Below are 24,000 nucleotides of genomic sequence, written 5' to 3' on the forward strand. Positions count from 1 at the left end.
AAATTGCTCCCGATCGGGATAATGAATCCAAATTCAATACATTCTTCCACTGTCCTTGAGTCTGCAAAACCATCGCCTGCGGAGAATGTCAGCAAGTATGCCTGGTACTTAGGTATTGACTTTGGCACAACTGGCGTGTCTGCGGTTTTGTTAAATGGTTCGACGGGTGAACGATATCCCATCTATTGGATAAGCCAAGGACAGACAGAATCTACCCAAACCAGCTTTCGTTTACCCGCAGTGACTTACACGGGGCCAGCCTGGAGCAATTCAGAGCAGTCATCGGGGGGTGCGAGTAGCGCTTACGCCGATACACCAGCCGCGAGCAGCACTTACACGCATACACCAGCGGCGATCGCAGTGGGTGTTCTGGCGTCTTCTCTTGCCAATCGTAAAGAAGGAGTCTTTATTCAAGGCTTTAAACCGTACTTGAAGGTGGGAATTCCTTACTATTCATCTGCCAAAAAATGGGAGCCGATATTGCAGTGGTCGCTCGACCAGCCAATTTCCCTTTACTGGCTGGGGCGCTCATTGCAAGCGTTATTTGCCACTCTAAGACCTCTAGGAAGGCAGGGAAACCCGCTATCCCCAACAGAACAATCGAGGCCTAATTTGGTGGGTGCTGCTGGTTTAAAGCCCTCTACGCTGAATGCAGCGATGAGTTGCTTGAGTGGTGTGATTGTCGGTTGTCCGGCTAAATGGGGAGATACCTACCGCTTTAACATTCGCGAAGCCGTACTGGGTGCCCATCTGGTGGAAAATCCGGAGGAAATCTTCTTTCTTGAAGATGCGATCGCTACTTTGTTAGCAGGAATTGAAGGTGCAACCTTACCGGGAGTCCCCTGGCAAGGCGGGACTCTAGTGATCGACGCGGGTGCCACTACCATCGAACTCGCTGTGGTGAATTTGCCCGAAAATCTTAAAGACTTAACGTATTCTCAGTTTGCTTGTCGGAGTCTTGCCTATGCAGGTAACGCTATCGATCAAGACATCATCGGTCAATTACTCTTGAACGATGAAGAAGGCAAAATGAAAGATGAATTCGAGTCATCCTTCATCCTGCATTCTTCATCCTTGAGCCTTCCCAAAGCCGGGGAACCCGATTTAGCAACGCGCGATCGCTTGGCATCGTTATTGCAAAGTTCTCCTCTAGGACAAGCGCTTCTGGAAGCTGCCAATTCTGTCAAACGAATTCTGCAACAGCAAGACAGCTATACTGTGGAATTGGGCGGAAAGTCCTGTTTGGTGACACGCCGAGATTTAGAAAACCGCGTGTTCAAACCGTTTCTTGAAAAACTGAATCAAGAATTGAATGCGCTGCTAACTCAGGCAGGGATACCCGCATCGGGAATTCATCAAATTATCTGTACTGGCGGAACCGCAGCCGTCGGAGAAATCGCTCAATGGCTGCGACAAAAACTCCCAAAAGCAGTCCTGATTCGGGATACTGGCGCAAACGACTCAACCCTAAACTGTAGTCCAGTGGCTTACGGTTTGGCTACGTTACCGCTGTATCCTCAACTGTTGGAGCAACAAACGCAGCAGTACAGCGATTATTTTCTGCTTTTGGAACTTTTACGCGCTTTACCCGAAGAACCGCTGCCGCTGAATGAAATTATGCAGTTATTAGAGTATCGCGGCATTAATACGCGGGTTTGTTATTCTCGCGTCATGGCGCTTTTGGAAGGAAAGCTGCCTGCGGGTATCGTGCCGTCGGAAGCCGAGTTTGGGCTGCTGAGTTCCACCTCTGAGCAAAATCCTGACTATCAAGCGATCGCAGAGGCTCCACTTTTTGAGAAAGAAGCGACCCAGATGTATCGACTGAATGCTCAGCAGGGCGATCGCTATCTTCGCTATTTAAACACTATCCTGACAAGCACTTATCAAAAACTAGAAGAACCATTAGTTTTTGACTTGTTAGTACCGGCAACAGTTTAGCAATGAGATCCGAGACTGCTTGTATTCAGTCACAAGAACATCCCTCCGCAATTCCCCCTACGTGCGGAGGAAAATCGGGAAAAATCTTTGTTTGCAAAAGACTGGGGAGGAGTACTTCAAGGTGAAAAATTATCCTTCTCAATCCTTGCCGGGTAAGTTCTGACCCGCAAGAGACGCGTAACGACGTACTTTCAGGTAAAAAGAATTATCCTTCTCAATCCTCCTACAGGCAGAGGATTAAATAATTGAAATCTGTAGCTTGTCAACCGTACTTCTAACAAAACTTAAAAAAATACCGATTCCCTTAAAGATTCGGTAAAGTAAGGGCTTTCAACGATTCATCTGTAAGGGGTGTTGCCTATATTGACATAAGAGCAACCTGATTCTAGAAGCCAACTTAAAAACAGTGATTACTACTTCCCACCTCCCCGAATCCCTCGACGTTGCTTCGTCGGCGTTTGATGAAATCTATCTGGTTGATGTTACAAAACAGCCAAGCTGTCATCCATCTGTCACTAGCAAAGAGAAGCGCCTGATTGATATCTTGGGAGGCGTCGTGGGGTTAGCGATCGCAGCGACAATTACAATTCCAGTTGCGATCGCAATGCAACTGGATAACCCAGGTCCTGTCTTTTACAGTCAGATTCGCTGCGGTTTGAATGGACGCAAGTTCCGCATCTGGAAATTCCGTTCGATGGTTGTTGGTGCAGAGAAGCTCAAGCATCTGGTCGATAACCAAGCGAAAGGGCATATTTTTAAAAACGAAAATGACCCCCGAATTACCCGCATCGGTAAGTTCTTACGTCGCACCAGCTTAGATGAATTCCCGCAGTTTTGGAACGTTCTAATGGGAGACATGAGCTTAGTAGGAACCCGTCCGCCGACCGTTGATGAAGTCATGCGCTACGATGCTCATCACTGGGAAAGATTGAATGTTAAGCCGGGAATTACTGGCGAGTGGCAAGCGAACGGTCGTTCTAGCGTCCAAGACTTTGAAGACATCGTCCGCATGGATATTGATTACCAGCAAAAGTGGTCTGTTGCTTACGACCTCAGCTTGATTTTCAAGACGGTGATGGCAGTTGTGAAGAAAAAAGGTGCTTGTTAAAAAGCGAATCGCGAATCGCTAACTGTAAACTTAGAATTTCAGGCTGTAGACTCTGGACGCGAAACCGTCCGGAGTCTACAGTCTTTTTAACTTATCAGATCGATGCTTGTTATGACGCTACCCAACTGGATTACTTTATCTCGCTTACTGGCGTTGCCAGTTCTGCTTTATTGCCTGGACACCCCAACAACGGAAACTCGCACTGTGGGATTGGTAATTTTTCTGGTTGCGGCGGCTACCGATTGGTTGGATGGCTACTTGGCTCGTAAACTGAATCAAGTTACAGATTTGGGTAAATTTCTTGACCCGTTAGTTGATAAATTACTGGTGTTGGCTCCCCTATTGCCGCTCATTCAACTCGGTCAAGTACCGGCATGGGGCGTATTTCTAATTTTGGCAAGAGAGTTAGCGATCGCTGGTTGGCGCGTTAACAAAACGACCATTAGTGGAGCGAATATTTGGGGCAAGTTAAAAACAGTCAGTCAAATTATTGCGATCGCGCTTTTGATCGCACCCCTGCCTGTCTCTTGGGAAATTCCCGCCATAATTGCTTTCTGGATTTCCGTTGCCTTTACTTTGATTTCTGGAGTTATTTACCTTCTCCCCCAAAAAACCGAGCAACCCTCAGCGGTTAGCTAGTAGAGACACGATGAATCGTATCTCTACTACTAATCGCTCTTTTGGGTCTTCGGGTGTTTGTGATTGATTTAGCCTGCTTCTAGAATTTCGTTATCAATTGAGAAATCTATCTCGGCTTTGTTCCGACCAGAGGCAAGATAATCTTTCTGGAACGAGTTTTTTAGGCCAGAAATTAAGTCATATTCTGGTTGCCATCTTAGTTCAGTCTTGGCTTTATTTACTGAGGCGAAGAAGTGCTGAAGTCGGAAAGGAAAAGCTTTACGTTTGCCAAAGTCAAACTTTTTGGGTTCGTAGTGGAGAATTTGTAAATTCTCAGGGGACTTCCCGGCTGCAATCGCACAAGCACGCGCTAGACCATCAAAAGTAACATAGCGATCGCCCGACACATTATAAATCTGTCCCACTGCCTGAGAATTGCCCAGCACTGCTGCCATTGCTACCGCTAAGTCTTTCACATGACCGAGTTGGGTGAGATGGAAGCCATGTCCGGGCATCAGAATTGGGCGATCGCGCACAATCCGGTCGAAAAACCAAGCTTCCAGATCGTTATAATTCTGAGGGCCGTAAATATAGGTAGGACGAATCGACGTAAAAGGCACTTTCTGTTGTGCTAGGTAAGCTTCCGTTTCATGCTTACCTTTGTGACGACTTTTTGGATCGACGGCATCCCCTTCTACATGAGGCATCTGATCTGACTTTTGATACACACCCGCAGAACTCATGTAGATAAAATGCTGCACCCGATCCTTAAAAATTTCTACTAAAGGTTGGGTGTCGCTCAATTCCCGACCATTATTATCAAAAATTGCGTCAAATTTTTCTTGAGATAACTTTTCTTTTAGTTGCGAAGCATCCGTGCGATCGCCCTGAATTTGTTTGATACCTTCAACGGGCGCTGGTTTATTTCCCCGATTGAACAGCACCACTTCATGTCCTTGTTCCGCCAAAATTTTTGTTAGATAAACCCCGATAAAACGGGTTCCGCCCATGATTAAAATTCGCATTTTGATTAATTCTAATTATTTATATCTTTTGCGGATATTTTCCAAGACCGCCCTTCACAGTGAACTTCGTCCCCGATGATTTTAACTCCACCGCGAGCGATCGCAAATAGTTCTTGCCTTTCTTCATCGGTCAAGTAATCATCACCTTTAAGACCACTTGGGCGCTTTCGAGGATCGCCTCCTGCATCCAAGTAGCGCTGTCGAGATAAAGCAAAAAGTTCTTTTATTCTTGCATACTGTTGCTTTTCAATCTCAGTAGGTTTTGTCATCGTTCCGATACCCATTTGATAGGAACAATATCGCTATTTTGCAGGAGTCGAGCATAGGGTAAGACATTGCTAGGGGTTTCAATTACCCAAATTCCTGTGTCTTCATCATACACCGCATTGCTAAGTAGCTCTAAGGTATCTAAGGCGTTGAGAATTAGGTATTGTGCTTCGGATGGTTCCACCACTATTGAGTTCAATTTAACCTTGGCTATCTTACACGAAGGGACTGCATTAAGGGATTTTCGCTAACTCTTATGGGAGCGGTATCTTACCTCACCTTTTTTAAAGTCGCAGCTGAGTTACGGCGATTTTGCCGGAAAAGCAGACATCAACATCGCTACCAGGAGTGCGATCGCGTTTGGCATATTCTCCGACGTAGTAAAAATTATCGCCTTCAACGCGATAGTTAACTGGTAAGGGTTGCCGAGAAGGTTCGCAAAACACCACTTCCGGATCGGGATCTCCGGGTAACAAATGCGGCAAATTCACATTCCAAAACGTTCCCGGTTCAATGGTACGGTTGAGTAGATCGGCTAAAATTCCAGCCGTCCACCTCGCCGCCACATCCCAATCGACATTCAGTTTGCCTTTGCGATAGTGGGAAACGGCAATCCCCGGAACCCCATGAAAGGCTGCTTCGCGCACAGCAGCGACAGTCCCTGAAATGTAAACATCGGCTCCTAAGTTGCCACCGGCGTTGATGCCAGAAAGGACAAACTTGACAGTAGGGCAAAGATGCGTAAGCGCAATGCGAACGCAATCAGCGGGAGTACCCGCGATCGCATATTCAAAATCCGAGCGACGCCGTACATGAATCGCTTGAGTCGTCGTCACCTGATGACCGCATCCGGATAAATGGTCTTTAGGAGCCACAATCACCCCCTTGCCATTCATCGCCTTGTGCAGCGCTCGGATTCCAGGAGCGTCTATTCCGTCGTCGTTCGTTAAAATCAAAGTCATATATTTTTTTGCTGAGTCGGACGTAGCCTAGACGGTTTGCTCAAGCACCCATTGATTCAAATGTGAGAAGGCAACTAGATGGAATTGCATCACCAACCGATTCAGGAATCTTACACCGCCGAAAACCTCCTCCAACAGGTACTCTCACTGAGTGATGACCAGCTCAAACAGGAGTATTTAAATTATCTAAAATGGACAGACCCCATAGTCCAGATGTTACAGCGCTTGGAGGAAAAAGCTCAGGTAGTGCGAGTCGTGAAGTTAGCCTTAGAAGTGGATTTGAGGTTAGGCGCACAGATGGCAGGAGCCGTTAAACCGGAGTTTCAAGCCGCAACCGTCGGTTTAGTTGCTTCTCTAGAAGTTCCTCAAGAGTTGAAATTTCAACTTTTAGGCATCACTGGCTCTGATAGTGCAATCCCCAGCCTACTCCCAGCGCTTCACCACCCTGACGATAAGGTGCGTGAAAGTGCAGCTTATGGCTTAGCTTCCATCGGCACCGATGCAGTCGTGACAGCGCTGCTGGAAGTATTGAACGATGACGACTCTGGTGTTCGCTTGAGTGCAGCTTATGGATTAGGTTCTATCGGCACCGATGCCGCAGTGATGGGGTTGCGGCAAGCGTTGAACGATGAAGATTTTCAGGTGCGCGAGAGTGCAGCTTATGCCTTAGGCGCGATTGGTACCCAGGCAGCCGTAGGGGTGCTGCGGCAAGCATTGAACGATGAGGACTTTGATGTGCGTGGGAGAGCTGCCTACGCTTTAGGTCAAACCCCCACCGAGGAAGCAGTGTCGGCGCTACTGGAAGCGTTGAACGATGCAGATTTTCGGGTGCGTTACAATGCTGCCTATGCTTTAGGTCAAATTCCCACTCAGCAGGCGGTATCAGCGCTACTGCAAGCGTTAAATGATGAAAACTATCGGGTGCGTCAAAAAGCAGCCGAAGCATTAGGTTCGATTGGCACGCAAGAAACGGTGATGGCGCTACGGCAAGCGTTGAACGATGACGACTTTGATGTTCGCCGAAGAGCTGCCTATGCTTTAGGAAAAATTGGCAGCGAGGAGGCGGTGGCGACACTACTGGAAGTGTTGCAGGATCGAGACTATCGGGTGCGCGAGAGGGCTGCATTCGGCTTAGGTCTTACCCGCAATCCGTTGGCAGTATCGGGGCTGCTGAAGGCTCTGAAAGATGAAGATTATGAGGTTCGCAGTTGTGCTGCCTATGGGTTAGGTTTAGTCGGCTCTCCGGCGGCAATGTCAGGGTTGCTAGAAGCTTTAAAGGATCGTGACTTTTATGTTCGCAGGGGTGCTGCCTATGCTTTAAGGAAAATCGGCAGAAAGGGCATCGATCCTGCACCTGCCCAAGCGGCGGTCGCTGGCCTTTTAGAAGCTTTGGACGATGATGATTCGTGGGTGGGTTGGATGGCTGCCTATGCCCTGGGTTCTATGGGCAAGGAGGAAGGCGTAGCGGCGCTACTGAAAGCTTTAAACCATCCAAACTTTGATGTTCGAGAAAAAGCTGCTGAGGCTTTAGGGAAAATCGGCAGTGAAGTCAGCGTTGTCGGACTGCGACAAGCGTTACATGATGAAGACTTTGGAGTTCGTCAAAGTGCTGCCGCTGCGTTAGAAAAAATAGGCTCCCCGGCGGCGGTAGCGGGACTTCTAGAAGCTTTGCACGATACAGACTATCGGGTGCGCGAAAATGCTGCCTCTGCTTTAGGTAGCACTGGCTGCCAGATTGCCGTAACCGGGCTGCTGGAGGCTTTGCACGATACCGACTATCGGGTGCGCGAGAAGGCTGCGGAGGCTTTAGGGGAAATCGGTTCTCCGGCTGCGGTGGTGGGGCTGTTGGGGGCGTTGAACGATGAAGACGCGACTGTGGGTGGAAGCGCTGCTTGGGCATTAGGTCAAATCGGCACTCCAGCGGCGGTAGCAGCACTGCGACAAGCTCTCAACCACCCAGACGCTAGCGTTCGAGGGAGTGCTGCTTGGGCATTAGGTCAAATCAATAGCCCGTCGGCTGTAGGGGCGCTCAGGCAAGCTGTTAACCACGAAGACGTTAGCGTTCGGGAGAAGGCTGCCTATAGTTTGGGGAAAATCGGCAGCGCTGGAGCATTACCTTATCTGCGCCAGATGCTCTTAAAATCGGAGAATAGCGTTGCTCTTAGCACGATCCTCGATGCGATCGCTGCCATTCAAGAGCGCTGCGGTTACTACAATTATGCGATCGCCTAGTCTTGGACTCAATTGCCAAAAAAAAGCATTTTCAATTCAAAAATTAGTAGAAATTGCCTCTACGGGACAAGTCGGAATACACTGTTCGCAGACAATACAGCGCGATCGCGTAAAATTAAGCCGAAATGTCTGCGGTTCCAGAGTCAAAGCTTCTGTGGGACAAACGCCAGTGCATAACCCGCAGTGAACGCAAACGTCTTCATCGATTGCGATCTCGCGACTGGCAAAAGAAACGCTGATGTCTTGCGATCGCATCCATTCGATTCCCGCATCTATTGCATCAATATCGCCCAAAAGTTCCACCACTAGCTTCCCAATTTGATTGGGTGCCACTTGGGCACGAATAATATTCGCCGCTACATTAAAATCCTTCGCCAGTCGATAAGTCACTGGCATCTGAATCGCTCGTTTGGGAAAAGTTAACGTTACTCGTTTTTTCACGGCAAAGGTAGCTCTGGAGGGAGTTGGTACACTAAAGGTAGCTCATCTATAACAATCGTGAAAAAATTTTCGATGGCTGTGAATTCACCTGAATCAACTGCAACCTCCCAGCCGCCGTCGCTAGGAACCGGCGCGAAACGTGTCACAAACTTCTTGATTGCTTTAGTAGCGATTGTCCTCAGCGTTTTCCTATTCTTGGGACTACAAACTGAGACAAGTTCAGTTTCCCTGGACACCCAAGCTGAGCAATCTACACCGTTAGAAGTGGCTTTGAGCAATGGCAAGCCGACGTTGATGGAATTTTATGCGAACTGGTGTACCAGCTGTCAGGCGATGGCAAAGGATCTGGGCGAACTGAAAGAGCAGTATGCTGATTCGATGAATTTTGTCATGCTGAATGTGGATAACAATAAGTGGTTGCCAGAGATGACGCGCTACCGCGTTGATGGGATTCCCCATTTTGTCTATTTCGGCAATAACGGAGACGCGATCGCTCAAACGATTGGTGAGGTGCCTCGTCCCGTCATGCAGGCAAACATTGACGCCCTTGTTGCTTCTGTACCTCTGCCTTACGCCCAAGCTGGGGGACAGGTTTCTGCCTTCCAATCACCCGTTACACCCGCCAAAGTTAGTCAGGATGATCCTCGCAGCCACGGTAGCCAAGTAAAAAGCAATTAAGAATTACGAGAACAGTCGCTGTTAGAAGATTTTTGGGGTTTGCACCGATCAATCAGAAATCCATCCTGGTGATACCTGATTGCTGAAGGTAACGCCAAAAATGACGCCCACTCAAGGGTTTTGGACAGGGTTTCTCTAGTTGTATGTCTCTTGTCCAGTCTTAAACAGATGCCCGATCACATACAGCCACAGCCGCAGCCGTTGTTCGTACTATCATTACTACCACCACCACTGTTATTGCCGCGACTTCCGAACAGGGAAAAAATGAGGAATATTGGCAGCCACCACCAAAACGATCCTGAAGATTTTTCCGAAGTAGAACGATCTTTGTTCTTAGGAGTAGGGGTTGGAGTCTTGCGAGGTAGCGGAGAATTTTCGCTTGTTTGAGCCAGTGCTAATTCAGAGCTTATAGAGTGAGTTGTCTGGGTAGAAATCCCTGCTATCAGTAGCGTAGAGCTGCTGATAGTTAGAACTAATATAAATGACAATAGAGCGATCGCTAGGAATTGCCCCAAAGGCAAGCGAGGGAGATCAATAGAGGGCAACCAAGCCAGAGTAAAAGATGGTTTGGGTACGAGCCAATACCGATGAGTGTTGACTTGTTTGCACTGGATGTCTTTCCCAAATCGGGTATCGGGTGGCGACCAGATATCGCTAGGAGGTTGCTGTCCAAAGAGTTTTTCGTAGCTAATCAGCGTCTCGTTATAGCACCTGTAAAAATTATCCTGTTCGCTGGAACCGCCCTTCGTTGGCTGATGGTGCAATGGTTTCTGTAAAACTTTGGCACAAAACTCATCCCAGTAGGAATGAGTGTAAGTTAAGTGCAAATGCCAAACTCGATCTACTTGCTCGGAAGGCGTGACAGGATGCCCAATTACAACAGCAAGAAAGATAAATTTTTTGTATTCGTTAATGGCACGCTGAGTATATTGAACTGTCCAACCGTTTTCTCTTGCTAACCTTTGGCTAAAAGGAAAAGCAGCCCCAGGATCGTCAAGGGAAAATTCTTGAATACTTTGGTAAAGTTCTGCCTGCTGCGCCTTCATTTATGACTCCTTTGTGGTTTTGAATAACCGATTTATTCTTCACTTTTGTCAACCAATAATATCCAAAATTTCAATTTCGCGATGTATTTTTTATCGACCAAGAGTTAGAAATGATTAAATTTTAATTCAAAATTTGATACTTTTGCTAAATGGTGACTTGCTGCTTTTCAGTCAAACACATAGCAACTCCTTTTTCATAGTAGGCTGCTTCATTGATAAAGACTGGATAAACTGTTGCTTCACCTTCATAAGCGATCGCTTGACCATCAAACGTTAAAAACATGAGATCGCCGGGATGAAGCGCTTCATAATCTCTAAATTGAAGCTGGGGATGAATCATTGCCTGAATCTCTCCAAACTCATTCCTGGGATAGTCTATTGTCTGGATGCTGTGATAAACGGTAAGGGTATCTCTTACAGGAGGTGGCGTTCCCTGGTTGTAGGCTTCCGTGTAGTCTAAAATTGCCTGGACAAGTTCCTCCGTTTGCTGAAATAAAGTTGCATCCAATACCCCTTGAGCCACCGCACCGACTTCAACTGTGCAGCCGAATTCACAAATTGAGTCCAGATGAGGGGTGCCTTGATTTCTGGTTGTCGAATAAAGTACCTTCACTTTTGAATGAAAAGATGTGAGATAAGCCGCTAATTGAAGGTTAAAAGGTTGCTTGCTAGCGAGAATAATTGTTAGCTCCATGTTGGATGTGCTGCTGTGTAAATCAACAACCAAATCTGCCTGATGGCTCCCCCCAGAGCCAAATTTTCCATAAATCTTTTTGGCTCGTTGCGCTTCGTAACTAGAAAGGCTCAAATTCTCCAAATCCTGGCGAAGAAAACAGCGATTAAGGTCGGTATCAACATACCGTTTCCCAATTTCATAGGCTTTGGGATTCGCTAACAAGGTAAGACTTTCAAAGCTAGGTCGCTGAATCAAGTTGGGCGATCGCTCGAATTTCTTCACTAAGTAAATTCCGGTGAGTTCGTTTCCGTGCGTTCCCCCCACAATGGCAACACGCTCGATCTTCTTCATAAAATAATGGCTCCCTATACCTATTTACAACACTATCTATTAACTTAGATGTGTTGAGGTTGATAACGTCTTTTCATTTAGATTAACGAAGGGTTTACTAGATGTCTAATACTTTTTTGACTAGGTAACTATATGGCAAAAATATAGTGCTTAAAAACTGATATTAATTTGACATTTGCATTCCTATCTTGCCAAGATTAGGGCAAAGACATAGTGGTGAAGAACGAATGGAGCTTCGGCATTTGCATTACTTCATCGCGGTTGCAGAGGAGTTAAACTTCTCTCGTGCTGCTGCTCGTCTGCATATCGCGCAACCTCCCTTGAGCAAACAAATTCACGATCTCGAAGACGATCTGGGAGTGCAACTGTTTGATCGCACCCAGCGACCGCTCCAGTTAACCCTAGCGGGAAGAGTCTTTTTAGACGAAGCTCGAAGCGCGATCGCTAGCGTAGATCGTGCGGTCAATATGGCGCAACGTGCTAGTCGTGGAGAAATCGGGCGTTTGGTAATCGGCTTTACTAGCTCAATGGCAAACAGCTTTTTGCCAGATATTCTCCGAGTTTATCTTGAACGTTTTCCGCTTGTGGAACTCGTCTGGCGAGAGTTAGCAACTTCCTTCCAATTGCAAGCACTGCGCGATCGCCATCTGGATGTTGGCTTTTTCCATTTGCCGTCCTGGATGCAAGAAGAAGTTGATTTATCCTGGATGACGATTTGCCATGAGTCTTTAATTGTCGCTTTACCAGAGACTCATCCACTGGCGAGCCAACCTCAAGTTTCCTTAAAAGCACTGGCACAGGAAGTGTTCATCCTTCCTTCTCGTCAATTCTCTCCAGTCTTATCTGAACAGCTCGAACATCTGTGCCAACAATTGGGTATTTCCCCCGTTGTCATCCAGGAAGGAACGCTGATGCTAACAATACTCGGCTTAGTCGCTGGTGGGGTTGGAGTTGCCTTGCTACCTGCTAATGTCCAAAATCTTCAACGCAAGGGTGTCTTATACAAAAACATCGCTGAACCAACACCAACTGTCCCAATGGCGGCTGTATGGCGACAGGACGATGCTTCAGCGACTTTGCGCGAGTTCTTGGAAGTGACAAAAGCGATCGCGCAGACTCACTCAAAAGCGTCTTAATCAAAACGCCCATAGGCGATCGCTTGCCTCCACAGTTTAAGGCATACCGATAGAGACAGCCCAGAGGCTTTTTACGGCAAAGTGCTTTAGAATGCCAGCCCCTGGTAGCAAGAATGCTTAGACTATCCCTAAAAAAGAGGTTTTGGACAGTAGTTCCAGTATTGTGCAGGTATCGATAATCCCTGTAGTTTCAAGTTTTGCAGCCGGTACAAAAAGGCACTACCAATCATTATGTGATCGGCAACATCAACTACGCGACGATTATTCGCTTGAGCCAGATAAGAACCCTTCACCCATTCATTGAACGATCCCATCGAGGGGCCACACCAGATTTGATAATCCATTTCGCGACCTTTCTCACCCGCATTAGACCAGCGGGAAGATAACCCCAAATACGAGCGAAAAATCAGAGCCATTTTACGTTTGGGATTGTTATCTGCTCTAGTTATTTGATCCGGGTCGCGTTGAGAGAAATAAGCAACAGTATCTTGCCAAACTGACTCTAAACTCTTCCTAAATATTTCTTTCTCTAATTTCTCTCTTTCTACAAGCGGAATTTCTTCAATTGAGTCATAGTTCTTGTAGAAATCAAAGAGTTTTTGCGCCCGCATTGGGAAGAGACTGCCACGTTTGAGGACTTGTAATTTCACCCCCATTTCAAACATATCCGCTGCTGGTGCCATACTGACATCAGCCATACCCGCTTGAGCTAGCAAGTTTTTGGTATGAGTAGAAGCTCCAGCTTCAAGGCAGGATTGGTTAATGGAGCCAGTCACCACATAAGCGGCTCCCATCATAAATGCCCCTAATGCTGAGTGCGGTGTACCAATTCCTCCAGCAGCTCCAACTCTAACAGGTTGTTCGTAACCATATTTTTCCTGAATTTCATCCCTAAGAGCCAGAATCGAAGGTAGGAGACAAACCAAGGGACGATTATCTGTATGTCCGCCAGAATCGGCTTCTACAGTGATATCGTCAGCCATTGGAATTTTTTCAGCCAAGGAAGCTTGCAACTCAGTAATTAGCCCTTGAGCAACCAATTGCTTGAGCATTTTAGTTGGGGCTGGTTGCAAAAATTTAGTTGCAACTTCTGTCCTAGAAACTTTGGCAATTATTTTGTTTTTGATCTCGATTTGATTCGCCGAATTGAGGCTAAGTCCAGCCGCTCGATAATAGACAATGTTGGGTGTCAAATCCAGAAATGCGGAAGCTTCTACAGTGGTGACGCCGTATTTGAGATATAAATTGATTGCACCCCGCTCGATTGCAGCTTCGCTAGGACTGTGGATCAAATTAAATGCATAAGGCCCTTCTGGAAGTGCTTGCTGAATGCGGTGAATAGCAGTTTCAATGCGAGAAGGAACTAAGCCCGCGGCACCAAAGGCACTGAGAATCTTTTCTTTACCAAGGGCAATTACCATTTCTTCGGAGGCAATGCCATTCGCCATTGACCCCGTACTATAAGCATATTTTACCCCGTGGAAAGTCAGGAAACTGGGGTCTCCCAACTGTTGAGGAACTAGCGGTGGCACTGCTGTCAAAGTTTCCACGGATTCAGTTTTGCCGTTATTAGCATCCCCTAAATAACCTTCGTTCGTGACCCCAATTTGGCCTTGCTTGCTAACGATGTAACAGGGTTTATCTAAATTCAGCAGTTTAGTCTTGATACCTTCTTCATCAAAAGCTACAGAATTTAAAGAACCCTGCCAGACTGGATTTTGATTGTTCGGATTTCCTGAGAAACGAAGACCATTTTTGTTTTGCGTTAAAGGTATTGCCAACATAGTTTCTTTTTCCAATTCAAGCCAATAACAGATTGTAGATTGTCGGTTGGGTTGACTCCCCAAATCCCTCCCTTAGGAGAAGAGGGGCTTCCGGACTCCCCTTCCCTACTAGGGAAGGGGGCTGGGGGTTAGGTTCTTAATTCACCAACAGTACTAACTGAACCATAGTGTGAGTTTGATAGATTTTAATCAGACTCAACTAAACAAAGAGCGATGTCTTTAACTTCATAGATTCTCAGGTTGGGTTTCCACAAACTGGCATCACCGATTAAGGTGACTTTGTTTGGAGTAATATCCACTTTGGAAATATGAACCTCTAAATACATCTCGGTATGACCATGAGGAATTTGTCCGCGATATTTCCAAACGATTAGATGGTCGATGGCTTGGACAAAACGGGGAGATTTGAATTGTTTACCAAGATCGTTCTGCAAGGCATAGACTTGCATCGCTTGCAAAATCCCCTCAATTCCTAATGAACCAGGCATGACCGGGTCAAGGTAAAAATGACACTTGAAATACCAGTCATTCGGCTTTACCTCTTTTCGGGCATAGATGTAGCCTTGCTGATAGTTCCCTCCTCCTTGAATAATTCGTACTTCATTCAGGAGGTCTAACTGATACTGAGCAAGCCGATAATGGGGTCGAGCCTGATTAAGGCGATAAAACTTGGCTCTACTTTCTAGACTCCTTAAGTCGATTTTTGCTTTCGCGAGTCCGGTGGTATTTTCAGTTTCGTACCAGGGTGGAACATCCTTACCGCGATCCAGTCCTACCTGATTTGCTAAAGATTGGGGGCTAAAATGACCAAATGCGGCAGTTCCTTCATAAAACGGTTCGCCATCGCAAACCATTTGAAAATCAAAACTCTGAATAATCACTCCCTGGATATTGGATGAAGACAGTAACCGGGCTGTATTCGTAATCGTCTTTCCTCGAATATCTATATCCTTGAGAAGGCGACCCTGTCCATCAAGATTGCGGAAGTACAAGTCTTGATTTGGATACAACAAAGTAGTTCCTAAATAAGCAGAGAGAAAACCACAGGGTTGCAGAGCTATCTCCATTAAAATTGAGTACGGTATTGTCGGAGAGGAGTTTTGGCGATAATACCAAGGCTCTGTGGGAACGTCGTATTCAGTAACAATACTGGAATTTTTTGTTAGTTCATGGCGCTTACCATTCACTTCCAAAACGCGATGCACCAAATTGAGATGAGTATTGGGCATTCGCGAAGCTTTGACGCCACCGTTGTCATAAATCTCGAATTCTGGGCCAAAACACTTAGCAACCGAACCCAGACAAAATTCGTTGACTTGATCTTCATTTAATAAGGCTAGTTTCCGGGGTAATCCTGCCTTTTGTTGAGAGTTGTTTATCGCTTGTTCAACAGAAATTGAATGATTAGGGTTCTTTTCAGATAGCTGCAAGCCTAGGTCTTGGAAGTGAACAACAATTTTGCCGTTCAGGATGACTTCAACATTACATTTTGCATAAGGTTTTGGTGTAATGCCAATTTCAGTGATTTCCATCCGATAGATTAATTTGCCCGAAATGGGAGTCACCTGTCCGCGACAACGGACGACCTGTGGCAAACCGGGAATCGGTTGAAATCTAGCATCAACCGTGTAGGTTTGCAATCCTAAATAGAGAAGATAGAATTGCAAGAGTTGACCGCACCCTTCTGCCATCAGGGAACCAGCCATCACCTGATCGTCTTTGAAGTGGCAGGGGAAATACCAATGATCTGGGTCAAGAAATTTTTCGCCGATAATTAGACCTAAACCCCAAGCCCCTCCTGTCGGTTCTACTGATGTGATGCGGTCGATCATGAGCATTGCCTTCGGGGGCAAGCGCAGGGAGGGATTTAAGCCATCTTGCCAATAATGGTCTCCTAAACAGGCAGCAATATTACCCTCGGTGAGGGATAACATATCTAACTCATCTAGGCTTGATTTTTGACAGATTAGCAGAGGCTCAAACTTTTGCTTTGGAATCTTGCTTCGCGCTTCAAGTTCTTTATCGGAAACAATAATTCCCTTACCATTTTCGAGTTGTTCGTCGGAAAAGAATCCGGCACAGCCTCCGTCCATTTTGAGGATCATTTTATCCCCAACAAAGCACTCGTAACTAAAGAAAAATAGTAGGTTATCTCCGCTTCGCACAAAAGAATTTATGCGGATGTCATAACGCAGGGTTTGTCCTTCTTTGGGTAAATCATCTAGGAACGTCAGGGTGCAATCAAGCAAGCGATAAACTAGGTCGCCTTTATTCTCAAAATCAATTCCTAGGTAGCTGATTAATAATAAATCGCATTGACCAGATTCTACACTGATTGCCCAAGGAGCTTGACCATCAACAGCGTACCAGGCATTCTGTGGAATATCGTATTCGGTTGTGATTGAAGAGGGTTTAAAGCTATTTATTTCCCCATCAAGTTTAGTAACCCTGCTCACCAAGAGATAGGGCGGAACTGGCAGCCGCACTCGCCGGGAATAGGAATCGATAATTTCATAGTCTTTACCGAAAACACGGGAAATTTTCCCTTCAGCAAATTCCAGTAAATCTGCTTCATCCCAAACAATATTAGAAGGCTTTGTGTAACTATTGCGCTGAGGATCTGAAGTTGCAGGGGCTATCTGACCATTGCTCTGAGCTGATATATTTTGATTCAATAATTGTTCGGCTACAGCTATTTGTAGCTGAAATATCTTCATCATTTGGTTTTGATGATTAGTTGTCTGTTGGGGTTCTTTTGCTATTGTCATGGCTTTTGCTTTATTACCTCTTGTTATCTCTTTTCGGAAAATCTCACAATTTTCAGCGGTCAAAATTTTAGAATAAATTCGGCTTCCACCCAAAGTAACTTTTTTAACAATTGATTGACGTTGGATAGATTTTTCTGGCACTTGAGAATAAAGTGGGGACAAATCCACAGAGACGCCGTGACTCACAAGTTTTGCTAAAACCCTGACCACCCCAGTATGGTCATCAACGCCTTTGGTATTGATGGATATGGCAATATGCTCGTGTTGCTTAAGCGTTTCGCTAATCCATCGAGAACAATTGTTTCCTGCGCCTACCTCAATGAAGATTCTGACACCATCTTCGTAGACACGATGAATAATTCTAGGGAAATCAACCGTTATACAGCAGATTTTGGCGGCGTTATGAGCCAAAGAATTAGTATCCAGCTTAATCGGAGCGTAATCTACTCCAGAATAAAACTGAATATCGGGTACATTTTGGATGGGAATTGTGTGTAGTTCAACCAATCCCTCATACTCAGTATTTGTTGGTTCGCAGTGCAATACACTGTCAAAATTGATGGGAAAATATTTGCATTTGAGAGTTTCAATGACTCGTAAGCAAGCTTGCGGATCGCCACCAATGACAACTTCTTCTGGAGTATTGATAAATGACAGATAAACACGTTCTTCCTGCTTCAGGACTTCCTTAACTACCGATACTGGTGCTTTGAGAACATAGGAAATCCAAAATTTTTCCGAGCGATCGCTTTCTGACAAACCCCAAAACCTACGTCCTGCTAAACAGGGACCGCATAAATCAGTTCTAAATAGAGGAGAGGACACTAAAGCTTCGCTTAATTTCCCATCATCGCGCCAAATGTCAAGGGCAAACAGCATACTGCTAGCTTCACCCAAGCTATACCCAAATGCAACTTGGGGTTGGACTTGGAAATACTGTCTGAGAATCAGGCTATATAGCACTGCCAAACTGATTCCGGTTTGGCACATTGCTACTCCGTCACCCAAAAATTCTGCCTGTTTCTCTGCTTGTGCTTGACTGGAAAGTTTTTCTAAACTTTTGGGATAATGAAGTTTCTCGTGCATGACCTGACCTGGATAGGGAGTCAGAGCCGAGAAGCTATCGTAAACTTTAGGAAATAGCTGGAAAATGTCCCGTCCCAGCCCCAGACCAGAACTAGCCATACCAGGGTAAACAAAGGCAACTTTACCCTCATTTCCTAAAGGTTTCGGTGTGAAATAACTGCCAAGTGGTGTTTTCCATTCTCCGCCAGTTTCAAAGCTTTTTTTGATACCTGCGATCGCTAAGTGGATTTCCCGCAGGATTTCCTGTTTATGAGAACCGACAATCGCTAGGGTATAAGTCGCCTGGGGCGATTTCCCAAAAGCTGTAAAGGTCTGTGTTGCTGCAACGGATAGATCGTCACCCGTTTCAATAAGATTTTGGAGCGAATGCAACTGTTCGAGCAACGCAGATTGATGATTAGCGGTCAGGGGAAATAAATAGAAGGGCGTTTGTTCCAGATACTTGCTACGACGCTCTTTTTGGCTCAATTCTTCCGAGAGGATGATGTGAGAATAAGTACCATCTATGCCTAAGCCGTTAATTGCAGCCACTCTCTTAGACGCTTCGGGTTCCAAGAACCAAGTTCTCGATTCGGTGGCGACGTAGAAGGGACTTCCTTGCCACATCTGAGGCAGTTTCGGTCTAGACCACTGGGGAGTCGAAGGAATATACCGATGATACAGGCAGAGGACAGTTTTGATTAAACTCGCCATCCCGGAAGCGGTATAAGTATGACCGATGTTGGCTTTGACGCTTCCCAGGCAACAACTTAAACTCGCTTGGGAAGTCTGATAGGCAGAGAGTAAACCTTTGATTTCGGCTTCATCTTCTGAGGCGACGCCACTGCCAAAAACTTCCAGATACCCAATGTCTGTAGGGTGAATACCCGCTAAATCGAACGCCTGCTGACAAGCTTGTGTGAGTATGCGATCGCTCGTCGATTGATGATTGGCATTATCCTGAATTAAGCTGATGGCATCAATAACGGCATAAATTCGGTCTTGCTCTTGTTTGGCTGTTTCGTGCCGCTTTAAAATGACGGCACCTGCACCTTCTCCGACCATCCAGCCATTCGCGTTTTCATCAAAGCTTAAGGTAGGAATCCCTTGATTAATCGGTGCTAACTGTTGACGAAATAATACGTTTTCTAATCCACCAGAGAGATCGACAGCGCCGACGACAACAGCATCAACTTCTCCATTAGAAAGAAGTAATTGAGCGACTTCTAAAGCTTTAAAAACCGAATTTTCTTCGGCAGAAATGGTGAAAGAGGGACCAGTAAAATCCCACTGGGCGGAAATGCGACTAGCCATCACATTGCCGATGAAGCTAGTGTATCGGTTGACTTGCGCCGGAGGATGCAAGCTATCTTTAGCAATGGTTTCCAGTTCGGCAAGTTTTTCGGGAGACAAAGAAATATTCGCTTGTTCCAAGCTTTCTTTAATTTGCCAAGATAAGTCGCATCGACCCCGATACTGGTGTAGGGAGAGTTCTGTCCCCATCGCCACAATTACGGCGACATTTCCCCCTTGAGCGAGTTTTGCATCTTTGATGGCGTTGTCCGCCACCTTTAGCATCAATAGCTGTTGAGGAATGAGTTGATCTTCGTCGCGGGGCGGGATTTTGAAATTTAAAAAATCGAGTTCAAAATCTTGGATGTAGGCTCCTAGAGGCGCTTCCCCATTTGCCAAGCCATATTCTTTGAGTAATTGGGGTTGCTCTTCGATACCTTGCCAACGCTGAGGCGGAAGGGGGATAAAATGCTGCGTTCCCTCATAAATCGTGCGCTCGAAGGCATCTAAACTTTTACAGGAGCCAAAGAAGGCATCCATGCCGACGATCGCGAGTCGATTTTGGATTTGAGATTTTGGATTTTGGAGCGAGGTGTTTGCCGCTGCCTTTGTCCTGTCTTCCCCACTCCCGATGTCTTCTGATGACTCCAAAATCAAATGAGCATTGGTGCCACCAAAACCAAAGGCATTGATGGCGGCACGTTTGGTAGGTAATTTTTGAGGCCAGGGTGTCGGGGAAGTGACTATCTGGTCAGCAGCGATCGCGCCCTTTTCCGAACGGAGGGGGTCAATTACGTCGATTGTCGCCGGGATGACCTCTTCACCCATACTCAAAATCACTTTGATGAGACCTGCGATTCCCGCAGCCGTCAACAAGTGACCAAAATTGGATTTGACAGAACCAATCAGAGGCACCGTTTGAGACTGACCGAAGAAAGTCTCCATCGAGTTGAGTTCGGTGATATCTCCGACCGGAGTCCCCGTGGCATGACACTCAATGTAATCGATAGTGTTGGGATGAATTCCGGCTTCGGTATATGCCCGTTCAAAGGCTAAGATTTGCCCTTTGGGATTGGGACTGAGGACGAATTTCCCTTTCCCGTCATTCGATAAGCCAACACCGCAGATTGTGGCGTAGATGCGATCGCCATCTCTCAGCGCATCGCTATATCGTTTCAGGACAACCATTCCGGCTCCTTCTCCAGCTACGAGGCCCCCGGATGACTTATCAAAAGGACGCGATATCCCATCTTCTGGATAAGCGTGGAAAATGGAAAATCCCATGTTGATGAAGAACGGATCGGCGCAACTTACCGCACCCGCTAACATCAAATCAGCTTTGCCGGATAACAGATAGTGACAAGCTAATTTGACTGCATACAGCGATGTCGCACAGGCTGCATCCAGAGATAAATTAATTCCGGATAAAGACAGCGCTTGAGCAATGACTGCTGCCGGATACCCGGATAACATTCCATTTAAAAGAGATACGTCAGAAGGTGGTTTTTTTAGTTGAAAAGATTCTTCTTTTAAAAGTTGCTGAAGAGCTGAATCTAGAAATTTTTGATAAATTGGTGCAAAAAAACGATGGGAAAAGCGGGTGGGGAAAGAAAGATTTCCCAGAATCACGCCGCATTTTTCCAGAACTGATTGATTTCCTAAATAACCGCTATCTTTTAACGCTTGTTTTGTGACGTATAAAGACCATTGATAAATTTCATCTAAGGTTTTCAGTAACTCAGGAGCCATCGGATACTCGCTGGTATCTAACTGAAAATCTCGAATATAGCCTCCCTTTAAACAATAGTATTTATCTAGCTTACCTTTATCTGTCGAATAAAACTTTTGGGGGTCTACTCCCATTTGTTCGACTGTTGCTAAGCTTTTAAAATCTTTTTTAGCAATTAAATTCTGCCAATATTGCTCAGGATTTTCTGCACCTGGGAATAAGCTAGATAAACCGATGATTGCAATTTTTTCCATTCAATATTCCTAAAAATTTTAATCAAAAACAACAGTTTTTAAAATAAGCTCTAGCCATTGTGCTGTAGCAGCGATCGCTACTACAGCACGCTGAATGGTTTCTTAACTCGCCACTACTTAACTCCTACTTTTTCTGAGTTAAAGAATAGACGATTCAGTTGTTTGCTAATCGTCACTTCTGCCCCAAATACTCGCGAGTAAACTTTTCCTTGAATATCATGGGAAGTGATGTTCGCCACTAACTTAGTATCATTGCTAGAAATGACATCCATCGACACGTAAAATGGTTTACCCAAGGGAATCGTTTGGAAATGCTCTCCTTTCTGGCAGCGTAAAGGGAGACTAGCTGCCTGATAAAAATGCCTTACCCAAATCAACATGCACTGAAATTGCACATCTTTGGCGACAAAATCGAATGCCTGTGCCGGAAACTGCCCCCGCTGTTCTTCATTGAGCTGGGGTAAAACACATTCCATCGTCAGGGTTTCTGGCGTAATATTTAAAACTTGTTTGACCCCTTTAAAACTAGGGCCATGAAACAAAGTGCCATCTTGATAAGGCGATAGAAACGCAAACTCTTGACTTTGAGTGGGGTCAAATTCGTAAGTAGGAGCTTCTGGAATTTCCTTCAGGAGTTTCACCTGACCGTTGTAATGATAACGGCGTTTTCCGGGTTCCGCTTCACTCCATATCGTCGCTGCGAGTTCGAGTTGCTCGTTCTGGGATTTATTAACTTCCTTCACTTCCAAGATGTATTCGCTTGCCAATGTTTCATCGAAAACAATGCCTTTTAAGACTTTGAAGTTTTCGCAGCTAAAAAACTTGTAGCCAGGATATAGCTGTTCGCTAACATTGGCAAGCCATACCGAACCACAAACGGTTGGTAATACTGCTTGACCACCAATCGCATGATCTTGCAAAAAGGAGTTTGCTTTTAGGTTTAATTTTCGATGAATTTGGTAAGTCCGGAGTTCTGAATCTAGCTCTCCAGACACGACTACCAGAGGACTCCCCACTAAGACTTGTACCGTTTCCCGTTCGCCAAAATCTAGTTCGTCAACTAGCATCTGAGTGCCCACTTCAACGGGAATTACCTCAACCTTGCGTTCGGCAAAAATCTGTTTTAACTCAGGCGTAACCATCCCGCCATCCCAAGGTCCCCAATTGAAGGAAGCTACGTGACATTCGGGATGGAGGCGCTTAAAGTGATGGGCAAATTTATTGAGAATCTCATTGGCGATCGCATAATCCGATTGACCAATATTCCCGTAAAACCCAGCCGCTGACGCGAACAACACCAAATGCTTGATTTGATTCGGATTGACACAACTCAGCAGATTTTCCAATCCTTTGACTTTGGCAGTATAAACGGCTTCAAAATCCTGTTCGGATTTATTCTCAATTAATTTATCTGCCAAATTGCCAGCGCCATGAAGAATTCCGGAGATCGCTCCGAAACGCTGGACGGCATCTGCTAGTTTTTCCTTTAAAGCGATCGCATCGGTAATGTCTGCGCTGAGATATTCTGCTTTCCCACCCGCTTGCTCGATGGCTTCCAGCGTTTGGGCGATTTCTCGTTGGGCTAAAATCGCCTTCAGTGTCTTTTGAACTTTAATTGGGGTGGGTTTCTCTCCTCGTGCAGTAATATCTGCCATAATCCGCTTTTTCAAATCAAATTCATCAACACTGCCTTTTGCCCATGCTGGCTCCGGATTGATGCTTGAGCGACCGAGGAGGATGAATTTGCATTGGTAGCGTTGCGCTAGCTTGATGACACACTGGGAAGTAATCCCGCGTCCACCCCCGCTGACGAGAAACACAGAGGATGGAGTAATTTGATTTTTTGTGGGGTGAGCTTTCTTCGTAACCCTACACAGCTCGCAAACCAGGGTGGTTCTACCCTGGAAACTGTACCCGACCTCGGTAATCAACCGATTGGGGTCGTGAAGTTCCGCGACGATTGATTGGGCGACAAATTCTTCATCGAAAGCGGGACTCAAATCGATGGCGCGACAAAACACCCGTTCCCATTCCAGGTTGAGGGTTTTTGTCAAGCCGAACAGCCCGCCACCGATGGCGCTAAACTCTGTTTTGCGACTTAAACCGAATTGCCCATCCAGGCGGCTCACGGTGAGGAAACAACTGCGTCCTTGACGTGCTGCTTCATTCAGTGATTTTTTGAGGTGCTTAGCAATCAGAAAGATATGCTTGAGGATAGCTTTTTCCGATTCCTGCCCAAGACTTTCTTGAAGCGAGGGATGCAGATGAACAAACGCGCCAATGGAGCCGTAGTTTTGCGCGATCGCCATTAGTTGTTGTTTCAAATGCTCCTCGCTCAAATCTGCCAGCACCACACGGCTTATTCCTCCCGGTAACGGTAGCCGTTGGGCAATAACAGATTCGGGGAAACTTAATACAACCACTTTCCACCCTCGGTCTGAAAGAGACTTGACCAATCTGATACTGGCAGGGCTACCGTCATCGGTCAGCAAACAAATGTGATGGTCGGGCAAGGTGAAATCCACATAATCTGCCTCACTCAGAGGTTGGAGCCTCGCCCGACCGCGTTGAATCTTGTGCTCAGCTTCAGCTTCAGCTTCAGTTTCAACTTCAACTTGCTGCAATTCTG

General features: G+C 46.0%; 16 protein-coding genes. 6 read left to right on the forward strand and 10 right to left on the reverse strand.

Annotated elements, in window-relative coordinates; translation table 11 throughout:
* Positions 1 to 21: 21 nt before the first annotated feature.
* The 3 genes from NC997_RS12990 to pgsA all read left to right on the forward strand — a co-directional run bounded on the left by NC997_RS12990 (position 22) and on the right by pgsA (position 3,685).
* The gene (locus tag NC997_RS12990) at positions 22 to 1,938 is read left to right on the forward strand and encodes a hypothetical protein (RefSeq protein ID WP_190527844.1); all 1,917 of its coding nucleotides are present in this window, start codon (positions 22 to 24) and stop codon (positions 1,936 to 1,938) included.
* Between the two features lie 466 nt (positions 1,939 to 2,404).
* Positions 2,405 to 3,046, forward strand: coding sequence for a sugar transferase (locus NC997_RS12995; RefSeq protein WP_347275936.1), 642 nt, complete (start codon positions 2,405 to 2,407; stop codon positions 3,044 to 3,046).
* A gap of 111 nt (positions 3,047 to 3,157) precedes the next feature.
* Positions 3,158 to 3,685: a CDP-diacylglycerol--glycerol-3-phosphate 3-phosphatidyltransferase gene (gene pgsA / locus NC997_RS13000; protein WP_190412894.1), complete on the forward strand. Its 528-nt coding sequence runs from the start codon at positions 3,158 to 3,160 to the stop codon at positions 3,683 to 3,685.
* A gap of 68 nt (positions 3,686 to 3,753) precedes the next feature.
* Here pgsA and NC997_RS13005 read toward each other — a convergent pair whose 3' ends face one another.
* The 4 genes from NC997_RS13005 to surE form a co-directional block, all read right to left on the reverse strand.
* Positions 3,754 to 4,689: an NAD-dependent epimerase/dehydratase family protein gene (locus tag NC997_RS13005; RefSeq protein WP_190412780.1), complete on the reverse strand. Its 936-nt coding sequence runs from the start codon at positions 4,687 to 4,689 to the stop codon at positions 3,754 to 3,756.
* Between the two features lie 11 nt (positions 4,690 to 4,700).
* Positions 4,701 to 4,958: a hypothetical protein gene (locus tag NC997_RS13010; RefSeq protein ID WP_190412779.1), complete on the reverse strand. Its 258-nt coding sequence runs from the start codon at positions 4,956 to 4,958 to the stop codon at positions 4,701 to 4,703.
* Positions 4,955 to 5,140: a hypothetical protein gene (locus tag NC997_RS13015; RefSeq protein ID WP_190412893.1), complete on the reverse strand. Its 186-nt coding sequence runs from the start codon at positions 5,138 to 5,140 to the stop codon at positions 4,955 to 4,957. The genes NC997_RS13010 and NC997_RS13015 overlap by 4 nt, the downstream gene beginning before the upstream one ends.
* Before the next feature lie 100 nt (positions 5,141 to 5,240).
* Positions 5,241 to 5,918 carry a 5'/3'-nucleotidase SurE gene (gene surE, locus NC997_RS13020; RefSeq protein ID WP_190412778.1) on the reverse strand — a complete coding sequence of 226 codons (678 nt, stop codon included), beginning with the start codon at positions 5,916 to 5,918 and terminating at the stop codon, positions 5,241 to 5,243.
* Positions 5,919 to 5,996: 78 nt separating this feature from the next.
* Between surE and NC997_RS13025 the strand changes: the two genes are divergently transcribed.
* On the forward strand, positions 5,997 to 8,150 hold the full coding sequence (locus NC997_RS13025) for a HEAT repeat domain-containing protein (protein ID WP_190527848.1): 2,154 nt from the start codon (positions 5,997 to 5,999) through the stop codon (positions 8,148 to 8,150).
* 36 nt (positions 8,151 to 8,186) lie between these two features.
* Here the strand turns inward: NC997_RS13025 and NC997_RS13030 are convergent, their stop codons facing one another.
* Entirely contained in the window at positions 8,187 to 8,591 is a 405-nt protein-coding gene (locus NC997_RS13030; protein WP_190412776.1) for an NIL domain-containing protein, read from the reverse strand.
* 72 nt (positions 8,592 to 8,663) lie between these two features.
* On the opposite strand from NC997_RS13030, the gene NC997_RS13035 reads away from it, so the two are divergent.
* Entirely contained in the window at positions 8,664 to 9,269 is a 606-nt protein-coding gene (locus NC997_RS13035) for a thioredoxin family protein (RefSeq protein WP_190439919.1), read from the forward strand.
* Positions 9,270 to 9,445: 176 nt separating this feature from the next.
* Here NC997_RS13035 and NC997_RS13040 read toward each other — a convergent pair whose 3' ends face one another.
* Positions 9,446 to 10,315, reverse strand: a complete 870-nt coding sequence (locus NC997_RS13040) for a hypothetical protein (protein ID WP_190527850.1) — start codon at positions 10,313 to 10,315, stop codon at positions 9,446 to 9,448.
* A gap of 145 nt (positions 10,316 to 10,460) precedes the next feature.
* Positions 10,461 to 11,342: an aspartoacylase gene (locus NC997_RS13045; RefSeq protein WP_190527852.1), complete on the reverse strand. Its 882-nt coding sequence runs from the start codon at positions 11,340 to 11,342 to the stop codon at positions 10,461 to 10,463.
* Between the two features lie 227 nt (positions 11,343 to 11,569).
* On the opposite strand from NC997_RS13045, the gene NC997_RS13050 reads away from it, so the two are divergent.
* Positions 11,570 to 12,478 (forward strand): LysR substrate-binding domain-containing protein, encoded by a 909-nt coding sequence (locus NC997_RS13050; protein ID WP_190527854.1) that lies wholly within the window; start codon positions 11,570 to 11,572, stop codon positions 12,476 to 12,478.
* Positions 12,479 to 12,606: 128 nt separating this feature from the next.
* Here NC997_RS13050 and NC997_RS13055 read toward each other — a convergent pair whose 3' ends face one another.
* The 3 genes from NC997_RS13055 to NC997_RS13065 form a co-directional block, all read right to left on the reverse strand.
* Positions 12,607 to 14,262, reverse strand: coding sequence for a PfaD family polyunsaturated fatty acid/polyketide biosynthesis protein (locus NC997_RS13055; protein WP_190527857.1), 1,656 nt, complete (start codon positions 14,260 to 14,262; stop codon positions 12,607 to 12,609).
* A gap of 185 nt (positions 14,263 to 14,447) precedes the next feature.
* A complete protein-coding gene (locus tag NC997_RS13060; RefSeq protein WP_190527859.1) occupies positions 14,448 to 21,371 on the reverse strand; it encodes a PfaB family protein in 6,924 nt (2,307 codons plus the stop codon).
* Between the two features lie 113 nt (positions 21,372 to 21,484).
* Positions 21,485 to 23,995, reverse strand: coding sequence for an SDR family NAD(P)-dependent oxidoreductase (locus NC997_RS13065; RefSeq protein ID WP_199306201.1), 2,511 nt, complete (start codon positions 23,993 to 23,995; stop codon positions 21,485 to 21,487).
* Positions 23,996 to 24,000 lie beyond the last annotated feature (5 nt).

Source organism: Trichocoleus sp. DQ-A2 (genome assembly GCF_039961915.1).
In the GTDB taxonomy this organism is placed as follows: Bacteria; Cyanobacteriota; Cyanobacteriia; order Cyanobacteriales; family FACHB-T130; genus FACHB-T130.

Bases quoted from the DNA above. Each gene is read 5' to 3' on its own strand.
- pgsA (WP_190412894.1), top strand. From the start codon at position 3,158: ATGACGCTACCCAACTGGATTACTTTATCTCGCTTACTGGCGTTGCCA.
- NC997_RS13060 (WP_190527859.1), bottom strand. From the start codon at position 21,371: ATGGAAAAAATTGCAATCATCGGTTTATCTAGCTTATTCCCAGGTGCA.
- NC997_RS13055 (WP_190527857.1), bottom strand. From the start codon at position 14,262: ATGTTGGCAATACCTTTAACGCAAAACAAAAATGGTCTTCGTTTCTCA.
- NC997_RS13050 (WP_190527854.1), top strand. From the start codon at position 11,570: ATGGAGCTTCGGCATTTGCATTACTTCATCGCGGTTGCAGAGGAGTTA.
- NC997_RS12990 (WP_190527844.1), top strand. From the start codon at position 22: ATGAATCCAAATTCAATACATTCTTCCACTGTCCTTGAGTCTGCAAAA.
- NC997_RS13045 (WP_190527852.1), bottom strand. From the start codon at position 11,342: ATGAAGAAGATCGAGCGTGTTGCCATTGTGGGGGGAACGCACGGAAAC.
- NC997_RS13025 (WP_190527848.1), top strand. From the start codon at position 5,997: ATGGAATTGCATCACCAACCGATTCAGGAATCTTACACCGCCGAAAAC.
- NC997_RS13005 (WP_190412780.1), bottom strand. From the start codon at position 4,689: ATGCGAATTTTAATCATGGGCGGAACCCGTTTTATCGGGGTTTATCTA.
- NC997_RS13040 (WP_190527850.1), bottom strand. From the start codon at position 10,315: ATGAAGGCGCAGCAGGCAGAACTTTACCAAAGTATTCAAGAATTTTCC.
- surE (WP_190412778.1), bottom strand. From the start codon at position 5,918: ATGACTTTGATTTTAACGAACGACGACGGAATAGACGCTCCTGGAATC.
- NC997_RS13035 (WP_190439919.1), top strand. From the start codon at position 8,664: ATGGCTGTGAATTCACCTGAATCAACTGCAACCTCCCAGCCGCCGTCG.
- NC997_RS13010 (WP_190412779.1), bottom strand. From the start codon at position 4,958: ATGACAAAACCTACTGAGATTGAAAAGCAACAGTATGCAAGAATAAAA.